The following is a 21,559-nucleotide window of genomic DNA, read 5'->3' as shown; positions in this document are numbered from 1 at the left end:
TGGCAGGCCTACCCCGATGTCCCCTTTCAGACAGGAGTTTTCCATGTCCCACGCCATGCCCTGCAGACTGCTGCGCCTGTTGCTGCCGTTCCTCGTGAGCCTTGCCTGCGCGGTGGCGCAGGCGGCGCCGACGGACATCGCCAGTGCGCCCCTGAAGACGGCCGGCGCCAAGCCCAACGTGATGCTCATCCTCGATGATTCCGGGTCCATGCAATGGAGCTTCCTGGATGACAGCGTCAAGACCAAGGGTTATCAGAACACGGTCGGCTACCGCAGTGCCTTGTGCAACAAGCTTTATTACAACCCGGACTCCGTGTACGCGCCGCCGGTGGGCGCAGACGGCGCGGTGTTGCCTGACGCCTCGTTTGACGCCGCCTGGCTGGACGGCTATCAGCGCGGCGTCAACAGCCTGACGGTCAATCTGGGCACGTCCTTCCGTGCCTGGCGCTCCTCCGTGTCCGATCCCCAGCAGCGTCCATGGGACTGCTGGGACGCCACGTCGTCGTGCGAGGCGACCGGCGCCGGCATCATTCCGAACGCGCCCGAAGCAGCCTATTACTTCGTCTACCGGGGATCGCGGCTGTCCAGCCTGGGCGACAACTCCGCATCGGACGATTGCAAGGACACCGCCTTCGACAGCGCGCCTGGCGGCAATGCGAACTGGCTGAAGGTCACCGTGAGCGCGACTTCCGGCCCGGGCGGCAGCGACGAGCGGCGCAATTTCGCCAACTGGTACAGCTATTACCGCACCCGGATACTGGCGATGAAGACGGCGCTCACGCGCGCGGTGCGCGACCTGGACAGCAATTACCGCATTGGCTACAGCACCATAGGCTATGCCGGCACCGAATCCGGCAATAACGCCTTTCTTCCGGTCGGCGACTTCGATGCCGCACAGAAGAATGCGCTGTATGCCAAGCTGGCCGCCCTGGTGCAGCCCGCGTCGGGCACGCCCTTGCGGGGCGCCCTGTCCAAGGCTGGCAGGGTGTATGGCGCAAGAATTACCGGCGCCAGCGATCCGGTGCAGTACGCCTGCCAGCAGAACTTCGCCATTCTTTCCACCGACGGCTACTGGAACAGCAATGTCGGCCTCGGCGTGGATGAAGGCGCGAGCTATGGGCCGCTGGACCTGTCCGGTGCGCCGGTGGGCAACCGTGACGGCACGCTGCCGCGCCCGCTGCATGACGGCACGCCCGCCGCGAATGCGGCCGGCGCGGCAGGCGGCGCTTCCGACACCCTGTCCGACGTCGCCGCCTACTACTACGATACCGACCTGCGCACCCCGGCGCTGAACAATTGCCGCGGGGCGCTGGGGCTGGATGTCTGCGCCAACCAGGTGCCGGCCACCAGCGCCGACCCGGCGACCCACCAGCACATGACCACCTTCACGCTCGGGCTGGGCGTGAGCGGCACGCTGGCCTACCGCAGCGACTATCCGACGGCCACCTCGGGGGACTTCGCCAACATCGTCAGCGGGGCGAGAAACTGGCCGCCGCCCAATGATTTCGGCCCGTCGCGCATCGACGACCTGTGGCATGCGGCGGTGAACGGCCGTGGCTTTTACTTCAGCGCCGCCGATCCGGCCATGCTGGCATCGACATTGTCCGGCACGCTGGCCGCGCTGCGCGCCCGCCTGGGCAGTGCGGCGGCCGCCGCCAGCAGCAACCTGGAGCCGGTCCCGGGCGACAACCTGGTGTTCGCGGCCAGTTACCGCAATGTGCAGTGGGATGGCGAACTGGAAGCCCGCACGGTGGACCCCGCCAGCGGCGCGGTGTCGCAGCAGGTCCTGTGGTCGGCCCAGGCGCAGCTCAGGCGCCAGGCGCAGGACGGCAGCCGGGTCATCCACACCGACGCGCCGGCATCGCCGGGCACGCGGCTCAAGCCCTTCGCCTGGCAGAACCTGAGCGATACGGAAAAAGCCCATTTCAATTTTCTCTGCGAGCCGGCTGCCAGGCTCACGCAGTGCGGCGACTTCAATGCCTCGCAGCTGGCTTTGGTGACAGGCGAACGGCTGGTGAACTACCTGCGCGGCGACAGCAGCGCCGCTGCCGGCAGCGGCGCGCTGTTCCGGCCGCGCGACCGGGTGCTGGGCGACATCGTCAATGCCCAGCCGCTGTATGTCGGCGCGCCTGCGTTCAACTATGCCGATGCCGGCCATGCCGCATTCCGGGCTGCCAGGGCAAGCCGCGCGGCCAGGGTCTATGTCGGCGCCAACGACGGCATGCTGCACGCATTTCATGTCAGCGGCGCCGATGCCGGCAGGGAAGCCTGGGCCTACGTGCCCGCCCCGATGCTGCCGCGGCTTTTCCTGCTGGCCGACCGCAACTATGCGGCCATGCATCGTCCCTATGTCGACGCTTCGCCGGTAGCGGGCGACATCTGTCCGAACGCGCCCGCGGCCTGCGCGGCCAGTGACTGGCGCACCATCCTGGTCGGCGGCTATGGCGCGGGCGGGCGCGGCTACTATGCGATCGACATCACCGACCCGGATGCGCCCCGGGCGTTGTGGCAGTACACCGCCGCCGATGACAACGACCTCGGTCTCAGCTTTGGCAATCCTGTCATTACAAAGGACTCCGATGGCACCTGGGTGGTGATCCTCGCCTCGGGTTACAACAATGCCAGTCCGGGTGATGGGAAAGGCTACCTCTATGTGCTGAAGGCCGCCGACGGCAGCCTGCGCAGGAAGATAGGCACGGGCGAAGGCAGTGACGACACGCCCTCCGGCCTGGCCCGCATCAACGCCTGGGTTGAGAGCCCGTCGGACAATACCGTCCGGTACATTTATGGCGGCGATCTGCTGGGCAATCTGTGGCGTTTCGATATCAGCGCCGGCAGCGTGCTCAAGCTGGCTGAACTGGGCAACGTCGGCAATGTCGGCACGCAGCCAGTGACGACCCGGCCTGAACTGGCGGTCGTGCGCAGCGGCGGCCAGCGCTACGCGGTGGTTGCGGTCGGCACTGGGCGCTATCTCGGCCTGAGCGACATCGCCGATGTGTCGCAGCAAAGCATTTATGTCGTCAAGGATGAGCTGGGTAATACCGGCCTGGGCAGGGTGCGCACGGAAGGCGTGCTCAGGCCGCGCACCCTGACTGCGTCTGACGATGGCAACAGCAGGCGCATTGCCGGCGACACCCTGGACTGGGGCCGCGACAAGGGCTGGTATGTTGACCTCAATCCCGCCAATGCATCCGCCGGCGAACGCGTCAATGTCGGCATGGACCTGCAGCTGGGGATGCTGAAGGCGGTGGGCAATGTGCCGTCGAATAACGCCTGCGCGCAGGGCGGGTCGGCCTGGCTGTATGTGATGGACCTTGGCACCGGCCTGGCATTGCCGCGTGCAAACTCGGCGGCTTCCCTCTTCACCGCGACTGCCTTGCTGACCGGCATCCAGACCCTGCGCCTGACCAGCGGCGTCAGCAGCACCCTGACATCCGACAGTGCAGGCGAGATCAGCGGCAGGTTAGACGAGAGCGGAGCGGCCTCGTCGCGCCGGGCAAGGCGGATGGGCTGGCGCGAACTGGGCGACTAGGAACCTGCGCGGCGCGAGCGCAATGCGCCCGGGAACTTGCGCCGCGTTCGAAGTCCAATCTCTATCTTTCAACAGGAGCGGCGCATGAGCATCAGAACCGAACGCGACACCTTTGGCCCGATCGACGTCCCCGCCGAGCGGCTGTGGGGCGCGCAGACCCAGCGTTCGCGGGAACACTTCCGCATTTCTTCCGAACGCATGCCGGCCGAGCTGATCGATGCGCTGGCCGAGGTCAAGCGGGCGGCGGCGGTGGTCAACCGCGACCTGTCGCTGTTGCCGGCCGACCGCGCCGATGCGCTGGTGCGCGCGGCCGACGAAGTCATCGCCGGCACGCATGCAGAGGAGTTTCCGCTGTCGGTCTGGCAGACCGGTTCCGGCACCCAGAGCAACATGAACATGAACGAGGTGCTGGCCAACCGCGCTTCCGAACTGCTGGGCGGCGAGCGCGGCCAGGCGCGCCTGGTGCATCCGAATGACGATGTGAACATGGGCCAGTCGTCCAACGATATTTTCCCGACCGCGATGCATGTGGCCGCGGCGCGGGCCGTGTCGGCGCACCTGCTGCCGGCGCTCGACCAGCTGCGCGCCACGCTGCAGCAGAAGGCGGATGCCTTTGCCGGCATCATCAAGATCGGCCGCACCCATCTTCAGGACGCCACGCCGCTGTCGCTGGGCCAGGAGTTTTCCGGCTACGTCGCCCAGCTCGACCATGCGGGCCAGATGGTGCGCGCCACCCTGACGCCGCTGCTGCGCCTGGCCGCCGGCGGCACGGCGGTGGGAACCGGCCTGAACACCCACGTCGAGTTCGGCGACCGGCTGGCGGCGCAGTTGCGCCAGCGTACCGGACTGGACTTCATCAGCGCGCCCAACAAATTCGCTGCGCTGGCCGCGCATGACGAACTGGTATCGGCGCACGGCGCATTGAAGACCCTGGCGGCGGCGCTGATGAAGATCGCCAATGACGTGCGCTGGCTGGCCTCCGGCCCGCGCTCGGGCCTGGGCGAGATCACGATACCCGAGAACGAGCCGGGGAGTTCCATCATGCCCGGCAAGGTCAACCCGACCCAGTGCGAAGCGATGACCATGCTGTGCTGCCAGGTGTTTGGCAACGATGTCGCGATCAACTTCGGCGGCGCTTCCGGCAATTTCGAGCTGAACGTGTTCAAGCCGCTGCTGGCGCATAACTTCCTGCAGAGCGTGCGGCTGCTGGCCGACGGCATGCACAGCTTCGACGAGCACTGCGCGCATGGCATCGAAGCCAACCAGGAGCGCATCGCCGACCTGATGGAGCGTTCCCTGATGCTGGTGACGGCGCTGGCGCCGCACATCGGCTATGACAAGGCGGCGCAGATCGCCAAGCAGGCGCACAAGCAGGGCGGCACGCTGAAGGACACGGCGCTGGCGCTGGGGTACGTGACGGCGGAGCAGTTCGAGCAATGGGTCAGGCCGGAAGACATGATCCGTCCCGGAAGCTGAGGCCTGGCGCGTCGTGCAGGGATGATGGTGGCCGGTTTCCGAATGCAGGCGTTCATGGTCCCGGTGAAATGCCTTTGCGCAGACCTGCATCGGAAGCGCTAGGAGCCTGCACAGCAGAAGGCTTTGATGCGAAACGTGCGAAAAACGAGGCCAGTTTGGTAGTACCGACAAGCCCAGGGTGGACCCCTGGGCGCAGGTGGTGGTACCGAACTGGACCGTTTTGTCGCCCGTTGCAGCCGCCGAATCTTCTGCCGCGCAGGCTCCTAGCCCCGAGAGCGCTTCAATCCCGACAGCATGCGCCGTTCGCAGATGCCATTCTCCCATGGCAGTGCACCGTTGCCGGTTGAACGCGCTGGCCAGGTAACCAATCTTGACCTGATCACATCCTGTTGCAATGGCTGCTAAAAAACATCTTCCCATCGAAGCGGAACCCGTCGAGTCGCGCATACGCGCTTTCTTTTTCCGCTGTCAGTAAAAAAATTGCCATCACCCTCCCGCAACGGGCCTGCGATGCCAGTTTTCCGTCGCTTTAAAAAACAAAAAATTTAACGAAGTCTATAAAAATTTGTTTATTTCGTTGAATTTGATTATATTCACGGACTTGCATCTGGGAAAGTCCAAAGGCTGGCTGGCTCGGCTGTTCCTTTTCTGAAAACCGCGCTTGCGTTGCCTGCCTTGTTGACGGCGCCGCTTCCTGTTTTATTACCTCTTCCTTGGCCCGTCCTGGCGTGCCGGTTTGCACTGCCCCCTTTGCTGGAGAAATAATGAAAGTCGTAATCGTTGACGATATGCCATTGGTGCTGACGCTGTTGCGGCATCTTGTGAGCAAGTTGCCCGATTGCGAACCATTGTGTTTCAGCGACCCGCTGGAAGCGATGCAGTGGTGCATGAAGAACGAACCCGACCTGATCGTCGCTGACTACGACATGCCGCAAATGAATGGCACCGCGCTTCTCGAAGCGGTGCGCCTGTGTCATCCCGACGTGCCGGTGCTGATGATTACTTCCAGCTCTGTTGCGGAACTGCGTTACCGCGTGTTGCATCTGGGTAGCAGCGACTTCCTGACCAAGCCGTTGGACAATGTGGAATTCGTCGCGCGTGCCTCCAATCTGCTGGCGGCGCATGCGCACTACAAAACCCTGTCGTCCAGGGCAGAGGCGCTGGCGGGCGTGGTCGAACAGACTGCCACGGAAGTGGTCAATTATCAACGCACGGCGCTGCTCTGCCTGTCCCGCGCGACCCGTTACCGCGACCCGGAAACCGGAGCGCATATCCAGCGCATGGCCCACTATTGCCGGCATATCGCCCGCAATCTCGGTTTGCCTCAGGATCAGCAGGCGTTGCTGCTCGACGCGGCGCCGATGCATGACGTGGGAAAGGTCGGCGTGCCTGACGCCATCCTGCTCAAGCCAGCCAGGCTGGAGCCATATGAATTCCTGATCATGCAACAGCACGCAGCCATCGGCCATGCGATCCTGAGCCGGACCAGGTCTCCCCTGCTGGACATGGCGGCGCAGATTGCCTACACCCATCATGAAAAGTACGACGGCACGGGCTACCCGCGAGGCCTGGCGGGCGAGCAGATTCCGCTGGTGGGCCGCATCGCCGCAGTGGCCGATGTCTATGATGCATTGACTTCCCGCCGACCTTACAAGGAAGCCTGGTCGCCCGGCGCTGCCGCCGATTATCTGGTGAAAGGAAGCGGCAGCCATTTCGATCCAGTATGCGTCCAGGCCTTTCTGGAGGGATGGGACGAAGTCCTGGATATCCAGCAGCAGTTCAGCGACGACCAGCAGGATCCGCTGCGCAATGGGAGGGCCGCATGATGCCACCGGCCATGCATGCCATTGTCCCGGCCTGTCGCGCAGCGCGGACCGCCGTGCAGGGCAAGACGATCCGGTTTCTTCTTCAACCGGGCCGGCGTCTGGTCCGGACCTGTGTCCTGGCATTAATGACGCTGCTGGCCCTCCCGGCGCTGGCACAGGAACCGCGGACCTATTATTTTTCGCCGGTCAATCAGTACGGCATCGAGCTGACGGCGCGCTACTGGAATCCGCTGATCCGCTATGTGTCCGAGCGCGCCGGGGTGCGCCTGCAGCTCAAGCTGGGCCGCACGTCCGCCGACACCACAGCCTATGTGCTGGCGCATGAAGTCGATTTCGTTTTTACCAATCATCTGTTCAGCCCCGAGCGCGACAGGCTGGGCTGGAAGACATTCGGACGGCGCAACACGCCGCCGATCCACAGCCAGATCGTGGTGCTGGCCGATTCGCCGGCGCGCACGCTGGAACAGCTGTCAGGCCAGACCGTCGCCTTCCCCGGCCCCGAAGCGCTGGTGGCGTACAAGTTTTCCTATGCCGAGCTGATTCACCGGTCAGTGCCGGTGCAGGTGGTCTTCAGTGGAAACATGGATGGCGCCTTTGCCCAGCTCTCCAGCGGCAGGGCGCAGGCGGTGGGCGCCAACTCCCAGCTGACCGAGGGATGGACCCGGCGCGAAGGCAAGGCGCTGCGCGTGCTGTGGCAGTCGCAGCCGCTGCATGACCTGGCGCTGATGGTGTCGAAGAATGTGCCGCCGGCGGATCTGCGCGCCGTCGAACGCGCCTTCCTCGACATGGCCAGGGACCCCGAGGGCCGCAAGCTGCTGGCCAGTGCGGCCGAGCTGGTGAAGCTGCCGCCGGACACCGCGTTCGTCGCCTCCGACGGCAGTGAATATGGCGCTTACCGGAGCTTTTACCAGAATGCGCCGCCGGGCTTGCGCTAGAGGCAGGGGGCGGCGATGAGAAGACGTCTGGCAAGATTGGCGCGGCTGCTGCCATCGTCGCTGGTCAATCGCGTGTTTCTGCTGTACGGCATGAGCCTGCTGCTGTTCGTGGCTGGCGGCCTTGCCGTGTCGCTGAAGTTTCAGTACGAGAGCGAAATCGAGAACACCCAGACTGCCTCGGTGATGCTGATCGAAGTGGTGGCGCAAGCGGTGCAGGACAGCGCTGTCATCGGCGACTACGATACGGTGCGCCGCACGCTGGAGCGCGCCGTGCAGGGTTCGCTGTTCCGCTCGGCTTCCTTCATCGATCTGCAGGGTGGACGGGTCGAAGTCGAGTCCAAGGCTGTCCATGCCGGCATGCCCGACTGGCTCGCACAGGCGGTAGAAAGCGCGCTCTACGACGTCAACCGCACTGTGTCGGTGGGCGGCCTCGACTACGGCCTGCTCAGGCTGCGCTTCGATACCGACCTGGTGGCCGCCAGCTTCTGGGCGATGGCCAAGTCCGCGCTGCTCGTGGCCGTGCTGAGCCTGGTCGGCGGCCTGCTGGGCATCCGGCTGCTGCTGTCGCACTGGCTGGGCGGTCTGGACCGCTTGCGCAGCCTGCTGCAGGCACTGGGCCGCGGCACCCTTGCCGTGGAAACCTTCGATGCCAGCAATGAGCCCACCGAGATCAGGCGGGTGGTCGACATGTTCAATGAAACCGCATTGCTGGTGCAGGAGCGCCAGGCGATGCTGCGCGCCCTGGATGAGCAGAAATTCGCGCTGGACCAGCATGCCATCGTCAGCATCGCCGATGCCGATGGCAATATCACTTACGCCAATGCGCTGTTCTGCGAGATCAGTGAATACAGCCTGGAAGAACTGATCGGCCGCAATCACCGCATCGTCGGCTCGGGCCTGATGCCGCCGGCGTTCTTCAAAAACATGTGGAACACCATCACGGCCGGCCAGGTCTGGCGCGGCGAAATCTGCAATCGCAAGCGCAGCGGCGCGCTGTACTGGGTCAGCGCCACCATCGTGCCTCTGCTCGACGAGCAGGGCAGGCCACGGCAGTACATCGCCATCCGCACCGACCTGACCAGCCAGAAGGAAGCCGAAAGCGCGATCCTGCGCGCCAAGGAAGCGGCCGAGCAGGCCAACCGGATCAAGAGCAACTTCCTGGCCAACATGAGCCATGAAATACGGACTCCGATGAACGGCATCATCGGCATGACCGAACTGGCGCTGGACACCGAGCTGAGCGCCGAGCAGGCCGAGTACCTCGGCATGGTGAAGGGCTCGGCCGACGCGCTGCTGCAGATCATCAACGACATCCTGGACTTTTCCAAGCTGGAAGCAGGCCGGGTGGACATCGAGACCATCGAGTGTTCGCCCGAGAAAGTGATGCAGGACCTGGTCGGCGAGCAAGCCATCCATGCGCACGCCAAGCGGCTTGAATTGCTGCTGCGGATAGGGCCGAACGTGCCGGACCGGGTCATCGCCGATCCTGGCCGGTTGCGCCAGGTGGTGCTCAACCTGCTGGGCAATGCCATCAAGTTCACCCATGCCGGCGAGGTGGAAGTGGCCATCGAGCGGATCAATGATCCGGGCGATACGCTGGCAGCGCTGCGCATCAGCGTGCGCGACACCGGCATCGGCATTCCCGACGAAAAGCGCGACGCGATCTTCGACGCGTTCTCGCAGGCCGATACCTCGACTACGCGCCAGTATGGCGGCACCGGTCTGGGGCTGTCGATTTCGGCGCAACTGGTCAGGCTGATGGGCGGCCGGCTGGAACTCGACAGTGTGCCAGGCCAGGGCAGCCACTTCCATTTCACGCTCTGGTTGCCGGTTGTTGCGCATACGACGCCGCTGCTGCCATCGCAGTCGCGGCTGGCCGGATTGCCCGTGCTGCTAGTGGACGACCATGCCGGCGCGCGCCAGCTGGCCGCCGCCTTGCTGCATGACTTTGGCATGGTGCTTGCCATGGCGGCAAACGGGATCGAAGCGCTGATGGAACTGGAGCGGGCCGCCGCGGCCGGCACGCCGTATCCCTGTGTGCTGCTGGACACGGACATGCCCGGCATGGATGGCTTTGCGCTGGCTTCCACGATCGCGGCAAGGCCCGGCCTGGCCGGCGCAACGGTGATGCTGGTGGCCGGCGCAAACCGGCGTGACAATGCCAGGCGGTGCCGGCAAGCCGGCGCCAGCAGCCACCTGATCAAGCCGGTCATGCGCCGCTCACTGCTGACGGCCCTGATGCAGGCGCTCGACGGCATGCGGCCGGCGCCGGCCAGGCGGGCTGCGCCCGCTACCGCGCAGCCCAGCCGGCATCCGCTGGCCTTGCTGGTGGCGGAAGACAATCCGGTCAACCAGGCGCTGGCCCGTCGCCTGCTGGAAAAACAGGGACATCGTGTGACCATTGCCGCCAATGGCCTGGAAGCGGTAGAGCAGTGGCGACGTGGCGGCTTCGACGCCATTCTGATGGACATGGACATGCCGCAGATGGACGGCGCCGAAGCGACCCGCTGCATCCGCCGCGAGGAAGCAGCCGGCCCGGACCGCATTCCCATCATCGCGATGACAGCGCATGCAATGCAGGGCACCCGTGAAGCCTGCCTGGCGCACGGCATGGACAGTTACCTGACCAAGCCGATCAACCTGCCGGCACTGTGGCGCGAACTGGAAGCGGTTGGCGATCGTCGCAACGCCATGCCGCCAGTGGCTTGCATGGGCGTTCTCGACGTCGGGCGCCTGCGCAGCAATGTCGACCACAGCCAGCCGCTGTTCGAGGAAATGAAGGCATTGCTGCTGCGGGATACGCCAGCCCAGTTGAGCACGATTCGCGCCGGTATCGTAGAGGGTGACGCCGAAGCTGTGCGGCGTGGCGCGCATGCGCTGCATGGCATGGTCGGCGTGTTCTCCGCACAGCGGGTGCAGGAGGCGGCACTGGCGCTGGAACAGGGCGCCGAGCAGGCGCGGTCCGGGCTGGAAACGATGGAGCGGGAACTGCTTGCCGCCACCGCCGAACTGATGTCGGCACTGGAAGGCTACCGGTGGAGCATCGAACCGGGCGCTGCCTGAACCATGTCGTTCTCTTCAGCATGAGCCTGCGTCCTGGAAATGTCGTTCCCGCATCCAACCAGACTGGCCGGACCGGCTGGTTTTCGCCAGCGCCATGCATCCTCCATGTCCGATCCGCAGTAGCCCATCGCCCATCTCCATACCCATCATGGACTTATCAAAGCAACGCCATTTCCGCCCAGCCGCACTGATGCATGCCGTGAATGACGACCGGCAGATCTACCAGGAAATGTGCGATCTGTTCCTGCGCACCGTGCCGGAACTCCAAAGCACGCTTTGCGCTGCAGCCAGCCGGCACGACACCGAGGCGGTACGCAGGCAGGCGCACAGCTTGCGCGGATCCTGTCTGGTGGTAGGAGCGGTGGAACTGGCCAATTGGCTGCATGAGGCTGAACGGGCCGGCGTCGAAGGAAACGTGGTGGAAATGGCTGCCCGGGTGGACCAGGCGGCGCTGGCGCTCGATGGCCTGCTTGCGGAAATACGGAGCGCGCTGAAAGCGGCATCCGGCCCCGGCGCGTGAACTGGTTTGGTCAGGTGAAAGGCGCGCCCGCCATCATTGCACCGTAATGTCTTCCGTGAAGATATAGCCGACCGCATGGGCAACCTTGATCGGCTGTGACAGCGGATAGGCGGCACGGATCTTCTTGCGCAGCCGGCTGACCATCGCCTCAAGGCGGCGCGCGTCATATTCAAGCGGGTTTTTCTTCAGCGCCAGTCCAATGATGTCGCGCCGCTCGACCGGCTTTCCCACGTGGCAGGCGAGGATGTCGACGAAGGCCGCTTCGGTATGCGTCAGCTCCAGCGCCGTGCCGGATGGCGCCAGCAACTGGCCGGCCTGCCTCCTGTAATGCCAGCGCCGTGTGCTGGACGCTTCCTCGCCGTCATGCAGCCGGCGGTGCAGGCGCTGCACATAGGCGTCGAGTTCCTGGGGATGCACCGGCTTGGTCAGGTAGATGTCGGCGCCGCTGCTGATGCCGTCAACCCGTTCATCCGGGCTGTCATGCGCGGTCACCATGATGATGCCGATGCGTTTCGTGCTGCGCATCGCGCGCAGTTCCCGGGCAACGTCGAAGCCGTTCTGGTCAGGCAGCTCGACATCCAGCACCACGATATCGGCGCTGGCCTGCAGCAGTTCGCGATAGAGCCCGGCACTATTGCCCACGCCGGTTGCCTGGTGTCCTGCCTTCGTCAGATTGGCTACGAGCAGTTCACGAAACAGCACGTTGTCTTCGACCACGATAATGCGGATCACAACTTACCTCATGGTTGGAAATGCAGACGCCGCCAGCTTGGCCGGATGTCAGCAAAAGCGCGTAATGGTCAGTTTGCTGACTGAACAGGAAGTCATAATTTTATCGTTGATTGGCGGCAATTGCGATAGATTCTGTAACGCATACGCTGCTTTCCTTGACTGTCCTGGGAGTGGTGGCGATGATCGGTGGCGTGAGTGCCGGAGCAAGCAGCGGAAGTGGCAGCGCAATGCAGGGCCTGATGGCGGGCGGCGGAACAGGCCGTGCCGGCAGTGCAGCCAGCAGCGGCCAGGCGGCGACTTCCAGCATCGTCAGTCTGTCCTCTTCGGCCGCAAGCCAGCCGACTTCCGCAGACGGGCTGGGTCTGTACGGGCCAAGTAAAGGCGGTGCCGCAACGATGGCCCAGAGGCTGCGCCAGGCAGCCGATGCCAACCTGCATCCGAAGACCAGCAACGCGCAAAACCCGATGGGCGACGTGATGCTGATGTTGCTCATCGCGCAGGCCAAGGGCTTTCTGTCGACCGCCCATGGCACGATCTGACGTATCCTGAGACCTGGTTCGCAACGTGAGAACTGTTCCTGCCGCCGTGGGCTGAAGGCGGCAGGATATCCAGCGGCTGCCCGGTCAGTTGACTTTCAGCGTGCCGCCATTGCCCAGTCCGCCCTCGACTTCCTGCGCCTTGTAATTGCGCACCGCCCTGACCAGGCCGTTATAGGAATCCATGAACGCGGCGGCAAGCACCTTGCCCTGCGGCGTATTGGTAAAGCCGCCGGCGCCGCCCCACGCGCCGCCGCCGAACAGGCCGCCGGCAATGCCCAGATCCCAGTTCTTGGCGCTGCCCTCGGAGGCGGCCAGCTGCACGCCGGACCGGTTGTCCGTCAGCAGCAGCATGGTGGACGCTTCGTTGGAGCGCACCGAGCCGGCCAGCGCGCCGATCGGCCCCAGATAGCCGCCGATTGCCGCGCCGATGCCGCCGGTGCCGCGCGCGCTGAAGCTGATGCTGGGCGTGGCGGTATAGTCCGCGGCCACCATCTGCCCCTTCTGCATCTTGCTGGTGGAACGCAGTTCGCCGCTGGCGGCCAGGTCGCGCTCCATGTTCATGTTGCTGAAGGCGCGGCCGCGCTCGACCACCACGAAGCAGTTGGACTGCTGCGCCATCAGGCGCAAGAGCGGCACCGTGGACTGGATGTTGTACTGCTGCGTCAGCTGCGCTATCCACGGCTGGCTGGCGTCCTCGACGAAGGCGATGGTGCCCAGCGACTTGTCGCAGCGTTCCAGCTGGCTGTTGGCGCTCTGCGCGTTGGCGCCGCCGGCCGAGCCGGTGGCGGCGGTCTTGGCGCCCGGTGCGCCCATGTTGACCGGCATCGATTCGCAGCCGGACAGGACGGCCATGCCCAGCATGGCGGTGAGGATCGTGCATTTCATGGAATTTCCCTGGATGGATGGTGCCTGCAAGCGGGCTGGCGCCGATGCGGGCGGGATGGCGTGGCACCTGCCTTCGGACAGGCAGTCTCGGTGCCGGGATCGGTGCGACATGGCCGCATCGGCGCTTCCGACTGGCTTGCTGCGGTGAATGACAAGCGAAAGGGCGGCCTTATGTGGCGGCGGCCTGGTCTGGTTCAGGTCGCGGCCCCGCGGTGCGTTGAAAGAACCCGCCTGTGCGCCGCATCACCATGCGATGCAGGGCCCTTGTGTAGAATGGCGACCTCGGGGCCGGCGCCCTTGCCGCGCTGCCGGCGCACCTGGATCACCACAGGAAACCGCGGAGCCCATAGCCTATGACCAAGCACAAGCACACTTTCGATCCGCCAACATCGGCCGCACAACTGGACGCCCTGATGCGCCACATCGACACCGGCGACGGCGACCTGGCGTCGCTGTCGGACGAGCAGCGCGAGCAGTTGAAGAATGAGCTGAGCGATGCCTGGCTGGAAGACTATCTCGACGACTACCCGGTGCCGGCCGACATCCGCGCCGCCGCGGCCGAATACCAGGCCATCTTCAGCGGCGAGAAATACCCCAGCCTGCCGGACCATGTGCGCTTCGACCTGCTGCTGCAGTTCGAGGAGCACCATGGCGAAGGCGGGCCCGACCACTGGAACCTGCACGCGTGAAGAAACATCGAAAAGCCGGCGCGCCGCCAGCGCCGGAACGGCAGGACCAGCCGCATCCGCTGGCCGCCGAGATCCGTCCCGGCCAGTCGCTGGAGCTGCTCAAGGAGCTGCACATCCTCACCCGCGACGGCAAGCTCAACCAGGACAGCCGGCGCAAGCTCAAGCAGGTCTACCACCTGGTGCAGTTCATCGAGCCGCTGCTGCGGCAGGTGCTGGCGGACCAGCCCGAGATCCGGCTGGTGGACCATGGCGCCGGCAAGTCCTACCTCGGCTTCATCCTGTACGACCTGTTCTTCAAGGACCAGGCGCCGGGCTCGCACATCTACGGCATCGAAACCCGCGACGAACTGGTGCAGAAGTCGGAGGAGCTGGCGGCGCGCCTGGGCTTTGCCGGCATGTCCTTCCTGAACCTGTCGGTGGCCGAGTCGATCACTTCCGAGCGGCTGCCGGAACGGATCGACGTGGTGACTGCGCTGCATGCCTGCAATACCGCCACCGACGACGCGATCCATTTCGCGTTGAAGAAGAAGGCCCGCTTCATCGTGCTGGTGCCATGCTGCCAGGCCGAGGTGGCCTCGGTGCTGAAGAAGAACAAGGCGCGCTCCCTGTCGCGCGATGCGCTGACCGAGATCTGGCGCCACCCGGTGCATACCCGGGAATTCGGCAGCCAGCTCACCAATGTGCTGCGCTGCCTGCAGCTGGAAGCGCATGGCTACCAGGTCACCGTGACCGAGCTGGTGGGCTGGGAGCATTCGATGAAGAATGAACTGATCGTGGCCAGCTACCAGAACCTGCCGCGCCGCCGACCGTCGGAGCGGCTGCAGGCGGTGCTGCAGTCGCTGGGCCTGGAAGAGCTGGGCGAGCGTTTCTTTACCGAAGCGGCCGAACCGAAAAGCGCCGAGCCCGCGGCTTCTTGACTTTCGTTATCGGGACGGAGAAGATGAATGCGCGCCGGGCTTGCCCGGCGCACGATTATAAGAGCGTATGCAGCCGCATCACGCTTCATCTCAGGAGACAAGAACAATGGCATTTCCCACCCGCCCGCTTGCGTGCGCGCTTTCCGTCGCCGCTGCCTTTACCGTCCAGACAGCCAGCGCCGACACCGTCAAGGTTGCCGTCATCGATGCCTTCTCCGGCCCGATGTCGCCGATTTCCAGCAATATCCTGAACAGCTTCCAGCTCATTTCCGACAAGGCCAACAAGGAAAAATGGGCCGGCGAGCATACGCTGCAGTTCACCGCCTTCGACAACAAGCTGAGCCCGCAGGAGTCGCTGTCGCAGTTGAAGAGCGCGATCGACCAGGGTTACCGCTATATCGCGCAGGGCAATGGCTCGGCGGTGGCGCTGGCGCTGGTGGATGCGGTCAACAAGCACAATGAGCGCAACCCGGGGAAGGAAGTCGTGTTCCTGAACTATTCGGCGATCGACCCCGACCTGACCAACAGCAAGTGCAGCTTCTGGCACTTCCGCTTCGACGCCAATTCCGACATGAAGATGGAAGGCCTGACCAGCTATATGGCCAAGGACCAGAGCATCAAGAAGGTCTACATCATCGGCCAGAATTACTCCTTCGGCCACCAGGTTACCCGCGCCGCCAAGGATTACCTGAAGCGCAAGCGCCCGGACATCCAGATCGTCGGCGACGACCTGCATCCGATCGCGCAGGTGAAGGACTTTTCGCCCTACATCGCCAAGATCAAGGCGTCCGGCGCCGACACGGTAGTGACCGGCAACTGGGGCGCGGACCTGGCGCTGCTGATCAAGGCGGCCAAGGATGCCGACCTGAAGGCCAACTTCTACACCTACTACGCCGCCACCAGCGGTGTGCCGACCGCGATGGGCGCCGCCGGCGCCGACCGGGTCAAGCAGATCGCCTACTGGAACGTCAACAACGACGGCTTCATGGGCGCCGACATTGCCGACGCCTTCAAGCAGAAGTTCAACGATGACTTCTATGTGATGGATACCTACACCGTGGTGTCCATGCTGTCCAAGGCAATCAAGGACAGCAAGTCGACCGACCCGGTGAAGGTAGCCGTTGCAATGGAGGGCATGAAGGTCAAGAGCCTGAACGGCGAAGTGGAGATGCGCAAGACCGACCACCAGGTGCAGCAGCCGCTGGTGGTGGCGACCTGGGTGAAGACCAATGGCAAGGACGTCAAGTACGACCAGGAAAACACCGGCTACGGCTGGCGCACCGACCAGAAGATCGACACCTATGTGGCGGCGCAGCCCAGCTCCTGCCAGATGAAGCGCCCGGGAGCGTAAGCCCGGCCTGAAGCGGCGCGGCCTTCGTGCGGCGTCCCGGTGCGGCGGCTCAGTGCAGCAGCGGGACGCCCTCGGCCGACGCCGCCGGCCAGCACGGCGACTCGTCCGCTTCCTGGCCGGTCTGGGCCGCATAGCGTTCCTCCGCCTTAGCCATGCGCACGATGGAAGCAAGCGCCTCGACGTACAGGTCGCGGTACTTGCGGTCGCCAAGCCGGGAAAAGGCTTCGGCAAAGGTCAGGATGGCTTCGTCAGTGCTGTTCATGGGCGTCCTCGGCTTGGTCGGTGATCTGCCGCCTCACGGCAATATGCGAAATGCATGTACAGGCGCAACAATTAAAGCATCGATGGCCCGCGCCGCACGTAGGAAAATGCCGGCAATTCATGTAGGAACCACCCGCGTATGTTGCATCGCATTGGATGACAAACATTTCATCAACTGCCTCCCAACGCCCTTATGCCGATGATCAGCAAGCCATTTTCCGCCGCCAGCGCCCGCAATCGCGAGCCGATTCTTGCTGCATTGCGCGATCTGCTGCGCGGCTGCCATACCGTGCTGGAAATCGGCAGCGGCACCGGCCAGCATGCGGTGCATTTCGGCGCCGCCATGCCGCACCTGCTGTGGCAGACCAGCGACCTTGCCGCCAACCATGCGTCCATCCGGGCCTGGCTGGACGGCGCGGCCTTGCCCAATGTGCTGCCGCCGCTGCTGCTCGACGCCGGGTCAAATGACTGGCCAGCCGGCCCGTTCGACGCCGTCTACACCGCCAACACCTGCCACATCATGGCGTGGCCGGAAGTGCAGTCGATGTTCCGCGGCATCGGCCGGGTGCTGGCGCCGGGCGGCATGCTGTGCATCTACGGCCCGTTCAGGCGCGACGGCCAGTTCACCACGCCCAGCAATGCCCAGTTCGACGCCAGCCTGCGGGCGCAGGCGCCGCACATGGGGCTGCGCAACCGGGAAGACATCGACGCGCTGGCGCATGCACAGGGACTGACGCCGGTGGCCGACCTCGCTCTGCCGGCCAACAATGAGTTGCTGGCCTGGCGACGCGCGGGCTGAACCTCAACGGCCGCGCAGCGACGCGGTCAGCCCCGGATCCACTGTTTCCTGCCGCTCGCCGCCAGCCAGATTGGCCGGCACGGCCGCATCTTTGTTCCAGACCACGTAATCATCCACCGCATACAGCCGGCACGGCTGCTGGCTGTTGGCCTGGCAAGCCTTGAGCACCCGGCCGGCCGGATCCTCGCCTTCCTCGGCCCAGCTCCATGCGCCGCTGGCCGAGACGGCGAAGGCGCGCGGCGTCGACTTGGCCAGGAAGGCCCGATAGGCTTCACGGCCGCGCTCGCGCAGGAAGGGCACGGAATCGATGTCGCCCACGGCGGCGAAGTAGCTGCGCGGAATCGGCGCATCTTCGGCGATCGCCACGACTTCCTCGGTCGGCATGCCCAGGCGCTGCAGGAAGCCGCGCGCCTGCGGCCACCACACCGCGAAACCGTCGCGGCTGCCGACCATGCCATGGGCGTCGTGCTTGAAGGCGTCGTAGGCAACCAGCTGCGCCTGGCCGCCGGCGGCGACATAGGCCTGATGCAGCCGGCCGGCCAGCTCATGATTGAAGTAGCTGTCGTTGGCGCCATAGAACCACAGGCTGGGCAGGGTGCTGCGGCTGCCGTAGGCGGCAAAGGCCTCGATCAGCGCCGTCTTCCACTGGCACTCGCCACCGTCGGCGCGCAGGCCGCCGGCAAAGTTCAGCAGGCCGCGCACGCCGGGCAGGGCGCCGGCGCCGGCGGCCAGCGTTGCCAGGCCACCGTAGGACTGGCCCGCCACCAGGATGCGTTCGCCGTCCACCCAGCTCTGGCTGCGGGCATAGGCAATCGTGGCGCGCAGGTCCATCGCCTGCAGATAGCCGTTGCCGGTCATGTTGCAGCCGTAATCCATGTAGTCGCCGCCGGAGCGGGAAAAGCCGGTGCGCATCGGCACCATCACCGCATAGCCGCGCCGCACGAATTCCCGGCTCATGTAATAGAAACGGTCGCGCGGCTGCAGGCGCGGGTCGCCCGGCTGCTTGCCATGGTTCATCACCAGCAGGGGAAAGGGGCCTTGGCCAGGCGGTCGGAAGATCGTGGTTTCCAGTGTGGCGCCATTGGCCGTCGGCACCATGACCACCTGTTCGTTCAGCCGGGCGTCAAGCGCGGTCGCATGGGCAGGCATGAGCGCACCCACGGCAAGGCATGCGGAAAATGCGAAACGGACGAGGCGGGCAAGCATTGCAGCGCTCCTGAACGGTTACCGAAAGCAGGAACCCATTCTAAAAATCAAGTTTCTGCAACTCAATACCGCAATGACAATTTCAGGAAAAAAAATTCTCTGATGCAATTTTATTAATGGGTTTGCGACGAGGCGGCCAGTTGGGCATTCAGCGACTTGCCCTGCATGCAGCTCACGGCAAGGGCCAGCGCCGATTCCCGACAGGCGGATTCGCTATCCATGCGGCGCGCAAGCACCATGCTCCGGCTTAGGGAATCGACGGTGTACCAGCCGTAGGCGTCATAGGAAGGTTGGGACTCGATCAGGTGGCTGTTGAACAGCACCAGCGCGAGCAGGGTGAGACAGGCAACGCCACCCATCAGAAAACGGGCGCGTCGTTCCAGGCGGAAGAGGAGGTTGGTCATGATGATTCCTGGTGGCAACTGGCTTTATCTTGCCATAAATTATTTCCAGGTATCAATTTTGGTGTTCGGTTTTCGGCTACTTGTTGTTTTGAGGGCAAAAAACAGCCCGGCGGCGCATGGGCGGGCCGGGCTTGCATCTCTACGGATCGTCGCCGTCGCGTCAGGCGCTCAGTTCCCGCATCACGCTGATCAGGTTGGACTTGCCTTCGAAACCGATGCCGGGCAGCTCAGGCATCACGATGCGGCTGTCCTTCACCTCGACGCCGTCCGGGAAGCCGCCGAAGGGCTGGAACAGGTCCGGGTAGGATTCATTGCCGCCCAGGCCCAGGCCGGCCGCGATGTTGAGCGACATCTGGTGGCCGCCGTGCGGAATGCAGCGGCTGGGCGACCAGCCGTGCTCGCGCAGCATGTCCAGCGTACGCAGATACTCGACCAGACCGTAGGACAGCGCGCAGTCGAACTGCAGCCAGTCGCGGTCGGCGCGCATGCCTCCGTAGCGGATCAGGTTGCGCGCATCCTGCATCGAGAACAGGTTCTCGCCGGTGGCCATCGGATTCTTGTAGTAGCTGCGCAGGATGGACTGCAGTTCATAGTCCAGCGGGTCGCCGGCTTCCTCGTACCAGAACAGGTTGTACTGGCCCAGCGCCTTGGCATAGGCGATGGCGGTGTCCATGTCGAAACGCCCGTTGGCGTCGACGCACAGCCGCTGGCCGTCCTCCAGCACCGACAGCACCGCCTCGATGCGGCGCTGGTCCTCGGCCAGGCTGTCGCCGCCGATCTTCATCTTCACCACGCTGTAGCCGCGCTCGATATAGCTGCGCATTTCATTCTGCAGCGCTTCCAGGCCCTTGCCCGGATAGTAGTAGCCGCCGGCGGCATAGACGAATACTTCACGGTTGGGCTTGCCGTCGCCGTAGCGCTCGGCCAGCAGCTGGAACAGCGGCTTGCCGGCGATCTTGGCGACCGCGTCCCAGATCGCCATGTCCATGGTGCCGATCGCCACCGAGCGCTCGCCATGGCCGCCCGGCTTTTCATTGGTGTACATGCAGTTCCAGATCTTGTGCGGATCGAGGTTGTCGCCCTCGTCGTTGACCAGCGAGGCCGGGTCGGCTTCCATGATGCGCGGGATGAAGCGCTCCCGCATCAGCATGCCCTGGCCGTAGCGGCCGTTGGAGTTGAAGCCATAGCCGACCACCGGCTTGCCGTCGCGGATGACATCGGTGATCACCGCCACCAGCGACAGCGTCATCTTGGAAAAGTCGATATAGGCGTTGCGGATGGGGGAGCTGATCGGCAGGGTTTTCTCGCGGATTTCTACGATTCTCATGATGGGTTCCGGCAGGGTTGGAAAGTGGCCACAGCATAGCCCGCCGCGGGGTTTCGATTATTTACCATCGTTCATTCCATTCTTTACCCTGGGTGAATGACGCATCCGCTTCGCGGCTTGCAGGGCAAGGGTTTATGATTCGCTTCCATGATGAAAACCGACGCCATCTCGGAAATGGCCTTCTTTGCCACGCTGGCCAGAAAGGGCAGCCTGTCGGCGGCCGCGCGCGAACTCGACATCACGCCGCCGGCCGCGACCAAGCGGCTGGCGCAGATGGAGCAGCGGCTCGGCGTGCGGCTGCTCAACCGCACCACCCGCCGCATCAGCCTGACCAGCGAGGGCGAACTTTATCTCGGAGAGGCGCAGCGCATCCTGGCCGACATCCGCGAGATGGAAGATGCCGTCAGCAGCCACCGGGCCGAGCCGCGCGGCCTGCTGCGCGTCAATGCCACGCTCGGCTTCGGCCGCACCACCATCGCGCCGCTGGTATCGGCGTTTGCCCGCAGCTATCCCGACATCGAATTGCAGCTGCAGCTGACCGACCGCCCGATCGACCTGGTGGAGGAGGCGTTCGACCTCGGCATCCGCTTCGGCGCGCTGCCCGACACCCGGTTGTCGGCCCGCCGCATCCTTGCCAACAAGCGCTTCCTGTGCGCGTCGCCCGGCTACCTGAAGCGCGCCGGCGTGCCCCAGACGCCCGACGACCTGGCGCGGCACAGCTGCATCCTGCATCGCCAGAACAACGACCCCGGCAACCTCTGGCGCCTCGGCCGCGGCCGGCGCGAGCAGCTGGTGAAGGTGCGCGGCGCGCTGTCGAGCAACGATGGCGACGTGGTGCTGGGCTGGGCGCTCGACGGGCACGGCATCCTGCTGCGCTCGGAATGGGACCTGGCGAAATACCTGGCTTCGGGACGGCTGCGCGTGGTGCTGCCGGACCATGCGCCGGCGCCGGCGGACCTGTACGTGTTCTATCCGAGCCGGCGCCAGCTGCCGGCCAAGGTGCGGGTGTTCATCGACTTCCTGATCGCGCATTTCAACGAAGGAGAGGGCGAAGGCGCGGCCTGAATGCCAGGCGTTGAGACAGGGTATCGACGCAG

19 protein-coding genes are annotated in these 21,559 nt (G+C 64.7%); 12 read left to right on the top strand and 7 right to left on the bottom strand.

Going from position 1 to position 21,559, the window contains the following annotated elements:
• Positions 1 to 43: 43 nt before the first annotated feature.
• Together ABC383_RS10890 and fumC are read left to right on the top strand one after the other, a co-directional pair.
• Positions 44 to 3,532 carry a pilus assembly protein gene (locus tag ABC383_RS10890; protein ID WP_413013879.1) on the top strand — a complete coding sequence of 1,163 codons (3,489 nt, stop codon included), beginning with the start codon at positions 44 to 46 and terminating at the stop codon, positions 3,530 to 3,532.
• Positions 3,533 to 3,616: 84 nt separating this feature from the next.
• Positions 3,617 to 5,008 carry a class II fumarate hydratase gene (fumC, locus tag ABC383_RS10885; RefSeq protein WP_413013877.1) on the top strand — a complete coding sequence of 464 codons (1,392 nt, stop codon included), beginning with the start codon at positions 3,617 to 3,619 and terminating at the stop codon, positions 5,006 to 5,008.
• Between the two features lie 529 nt (positions 5,009 to 5,537).
• Here the strand turns inward: fumC and ABC383_RS10880 are convergent.
• Complete coding sequence (locus ABC383_RS10880) at positions 5,538 to 5,750, bottom strand: hypothetical protein (protein WP_413013875.1); 213 nt, start codon at positions 5,748 to 5,750, stop codon at positions 5,538 to 5,540.
• Positions 5,751 to 5,772: 22 nt separating this feature from the next.
• Between ABC383_RS10880 and ABC383_RS10875 the strand changes: the two genes are divergently transcribed.
• The 4 genes from ABC383_RS10875 to ABC383_RS10860 all read left to right on the top strand — a co-directional run bounded on the left by ABC383_RS10875 (position 5,773) and on the right by ABC383_RS10860 (position 11,352).
• Positions 5,773 to 6,834 carry an HD domain-containing phosphohydrolase gene (locus ABC383_RS10875; protein ID WP_413013873.1) on the top strand — a complete coding sequence of 354 codons (1,062 nt, stop codon included), beginning with the start codon at positions 5,773 to 5,775 and terminating at the stop codon, positions 6,832 to 6,834.
• Between the two features lie 125 nt (positions 6,835 to 6,959).
• On the top strand, positions 6,960 to 7,769 hold the full coding sequence (locus ABC383_RS10870; protein WP_413013872.1) for a phosphate/phosphite/phosphonate ABC transporter substrate-binding protein: 810 nt from the start codon (positions 6,960 to 6,962) through the stop codon (positions 7,767 to 7,769).
• Positions 7,770 to 7,784: 15 nt separating this feature from the next.
• Positions 7,785 to 10,832: a hybrid sensor histidine kinase/response regulator gene (locus ABC383_RS10865; RefSeq protein WP_413013870.1), complete on the top strand. Its 3,048-nt coding sequence runs from the start codon at positions 7,785 to 7,787 to the stop codon at positions 10,830 to 10,832.
• 190 nt (positions 10,833 to 11,022) lie between these two features.
• Positions 11,023 to 11,352 carry an Hpt domain-containing protein gene (locus tag ABC383_RS10860; RefSeq protein WP_413013868.1) on the top strand — a complete coding sequence of 110 codons (330 nt, stop codon included), beginning with the start codon at positions 11,023 to 11,025 and terminating at the stop codon, positions 11,350 to 11,352.
• Positions 11,353 to 11,385: 33 nt separating this feature from the next.
• Here ABC383_RS10860 and ABC383_RS10855 read toward each other — a convergent pair whose 3' ends face one another.
• Positions 11,386 to 12,084 carry a response regulator transcription factor gene (locus tag ABC383_RS10855; protein ID WP_413013866.1) on the bottom strand — a complete coding sequence of 233 codons (699 nt, stop codon included), beginning with the start codon at positions 12,082 to 12,084 and terminating at the stop codon, positions 11,386 to 11,388.
• A gap of 227 nt (positions 12,085 to 12,311) precedes the next feature.
• On the opposite strand from ABC383_RS10855, the gene ABC383_RS10850 reads away from it, so the two are divergent.
• Entirely contained in the window at positions 12,312 to 12,623 is a 312-nt protein-coding gene (locus ABC383_RS10850; RefSeq protein ID WP_413013864.1) for a hypothetical protein, read from the top strand.
• Positions 12,624 to 12,707: 84 nt separating this feature from the next.
• Here the strand turns inward: ABC383_RS10850 and ABC383_RS10845 are convergent, their stop codons facing one another.
• Entirely contained in the window at positions 12,708 to 13,508 is an 801-nt protein-coding gene (locus ABC383_RS10845; protein WP_413013862.1) for a CsgG/HfaB family protein, read from the bottom strand.
• A 353-nt stretch (positions 13,509 to 13,861) separates the two neighbouring features.
• Here ABC383_RS10845 and ABC383_RS10840 point away from each other — a divergent pair, with 353 nt between their 5' ends.
• The 3 genes from ABC383_RS10840 to ABC383_RS10830 all read left to right on the top strand — a co-directional run bounded on the left by ABC383_RS10840 (position 13,862) and on the right by ABC383_RS10830 (position 16,465).
• Entirely contained in the window at positions 13,862 to 14,197 is a 336-nt protein-coding gene (locus tag ABC383_RS10840; RefSeq protein WP_413013861.1) for a hypothetical protein, read from the top strand.
• Positions 14,194 to 15,114: a class I SAM-dependent methyltransferase gene (locus ABC383_RS10835; RefSeq protein WP_413013859.1), complete on the top strand. Its 921-nt coding sequence runs from the start codon at positions 14,194 to 14,196 to the stop codon at positions 15,112 to 15,114. The genes ABC383_RS10840 and ABC383_RS10835 overlap by 4 nt, the downstream gene beginning before the upstream one ends.
• A gap of 106 nt (positions 15,115 to 15,220) precedes the next feature.
• Complete coding sequence (locus ABC383_RS10830) at positions 15,221 to 16,465, top strand: branched-chain amino acid ABC transporter substrate-binding protein (RefSeq protein WP_413013858.1); 1,245 nt, start codon at positions 15,221 to 15,223, stop codon at positions 16,463 to 16,465.
• Positions 16,466 to 16,514: 49 nt separating this feature from the next.
• Here the strand turns inward: ABC383_RS10830 and ABC383_RS10825 are convergent, their stop codons facing one another.
• Positions 16,515 to 16,727: a hypothetical protein gene (locus ABC383_RS10825; protein ID WP_413013856.1), complete on the bottom strand. Its 213-nt coding sequence runs from the start codon at positions 16,725 to 16,727 to the stop codon at positions 16,515 to 16,517.
• 198 nt (positions 16,728 to 16,925) lie between these two features.
• Between ABC383_RS10825 and ABC383_RS10820 the strand changes: the two genes are divergently transcribed.
• Positions 16,926 to 17,525 (top strand): DUF938 domain-containing protein, encoded by a 600-nt coding sequence (locus ABC383_RS10820; protein ID WP_413013854.1) that lies wholly within the window; start codon positions 16,926 to 16,928, stop codon positions 17,523 to 17,525.
• A gap of 3 nt (positions 17,526 to 17,528) precedes the next feature.
• Here the strand turns inward: ABC383_RS10820 and ABC383_RS10815 are convergent, their stop codons facing one another.
• The 3 genes from ABC383_RS10815 to ABC383_RS10805 form a co-directional block, all read right to left on the bottom strand.
• On the bottom strand, positions 17,529 to 18,731 hold the full coding sequence (locus tag ABC383_RS10815; protein WP_413013852.1) for a dienelactone hydrolase family protein: 1,203 nt from the start codon (positions 18,729 to 18,731) through the stop codon (positions 17,529 to 17,531).
• 113 nt (positions 18,732 to 18,844) lie between these two features.
• Entirely contained in the window at positions 18,845 to 19,135 is a 291-nt protein-coding gene (locus ABC383_RS10810) for a hypothetical protein (protein WP_413013850.1), read from the bottom strand.
• 160 nt (positions 19,136 to 19,295) lie between these two features.
• Positions 19,296 to 20,462: a mandelate racemase/muconate lactonizing enzyme family protein gene (locus ABC383_RS10805; protein ID WP_413013848.1), complete on the bottom strand. Its 1,167-nt coding sequence runs from the start codon at positions 20,460 to 20,462 to the stop codon at positions 19,296 to 19,298.
• A gap of 150 nt (positions 20,463 to 20,612) precedes the next feature.
• Here ABC383_RS10805 and ABC383_RS10800 point away from each other — a divergent pair, with 150 nt between their 5' ends.
• The gene (locus ABC383_RS10800; RefSeq protein ID WP_413016305.1) at positions 20,613 to 21,527 is read left to right on the top strand and encodes a LysR family transcriptional regulator; all 915 of its coding nucleotides are present in this window, start codon (positions 20,613 to 20,615) and stop codon (positions 21,525 to 21,527) included.
• Positions 21,528 to 21,559 lie beyond the last annotated feature (32 nt).

Source organism: Noviherbaspirillum phoenicis (assembly GCF_047237965.1).
Lineage (GTDB): Bacteria > Pseudomonadota > Gammaproteobacteria > Burkholderiales > Burkholderiaceae_D > Noviherbaspirillum_A.
Note: the sequence above shows the minus strand (reverse complement) of the source record. Positions and strands in the feature narration are given on the sequence as shown.

Coding starts and splice junctions, on each gene's coding strand:
- ABC383_RS10805 (WP_413013848.1), bottom strand. CDS start 20,462: ATGAGAATCGTAGAAATCCGCGAGAAAACCCTGCCGATCAGCTCCCCC.
- fumC (WP_413013877.1), top strand. CDS start 3,617: ATGAGCATCAGAACCGAACGCGACACCTTTGGCCCGATCGACGTCCCC.
- ABC383_RS10875 (WP_413013873.1), top strand. CDS start 5,773: ATGAAAGTCGTAATCGTTGACGATATGCCATTGGTGCTGACGCTGTTG.
- ABC383_RS10815 (WP_413013852.1), bottom strand. CDS start 18,731: ATGCTTGCCCGCCTCGTCCGTTTCGCATTTTCCGCATGCCTTGCCGTG.
- ABC383_RS10830 (WP_413013858.1), top strand. CDS start 15,221: ATGGCATTTCCCACCCGCCCGCTTGCGTGCGCGCTTTCCGTCGCCGCT.
- ABC383_RS10820 (WP_413013854.1), top strand. CDS start 16,926: ATGATCAGCAAGCCATTTTCCGCCGCCAGCGCCCGCAATCGCGAGCCG.
- ABC383_RS10845 (WP_413013862.1), bottom strand. CDS start 13,508: ATGAAATGCACGATCCTCACCGCCATGCTGGGCATGGCCGTCCTGTCC.
- ABC383_RS10850 (WP_413013864.1), top strand. CDS start 12,312: ATGCAGGGCCTGATGGCGGGCGGCGGAACAGGCCGTGCCGGCAGTGCA.
- ABC383_RS10810 (WP_413013850.1), bottom strand. CDS start 19,135: ATGACCAACCTCCTCTTCCGCCTGGAACGACGCGCCCGTTTTCTGATG.
- ABC383_RS10800 (WP_413016305.1), top strand. CDS start 20,613: ATGAAAACCGACGCCATCTCGGAAATGGCCTTCTTTGCCACGCTGGCC.
- ABC383_RS10890 (WP_413013879.1), top strand. CDS start 44: ATGTCCCACGCCATGCCCTGCAGACTGCTGCGCCTGTTGCTGCCGTTC.
- ABC383_RS10840 (WP_413013861.1), top strand. CDS start 13,862: ATGACCAAGCACAAGCACACTTTCGATCCGCCAACATCGGCCGCACAA.
- ABC383_RS10865 (WP_413013870.1), top strand. CDS start 7,785: ATGAGAAGACGTCTGGCAAGATTGGCGCGGCTGCTGCCATCGTCGCTG.
- ABC383_RS10860 (WP_413013868.1), top strand. CDS start 11,023: ATGCATGCCGTGAATGACGACCGGCAGATCTACCAGGAAATGTGCGAT.
- ABC383_RS10825 (WP_413013856.1), bottom strand. CDS start 16,727: ATGAACAGCACTGACGAAGCCATCCTGACCTTTGCCGAAGCCTTTTCC.
- ABC383_RS10870 (WP_413013872.1), top strand. CDS start 6,960: ATGACGCTGCTGGCCCTCCCGGCGCTGGCACAGGAACCGCGGACCTAT.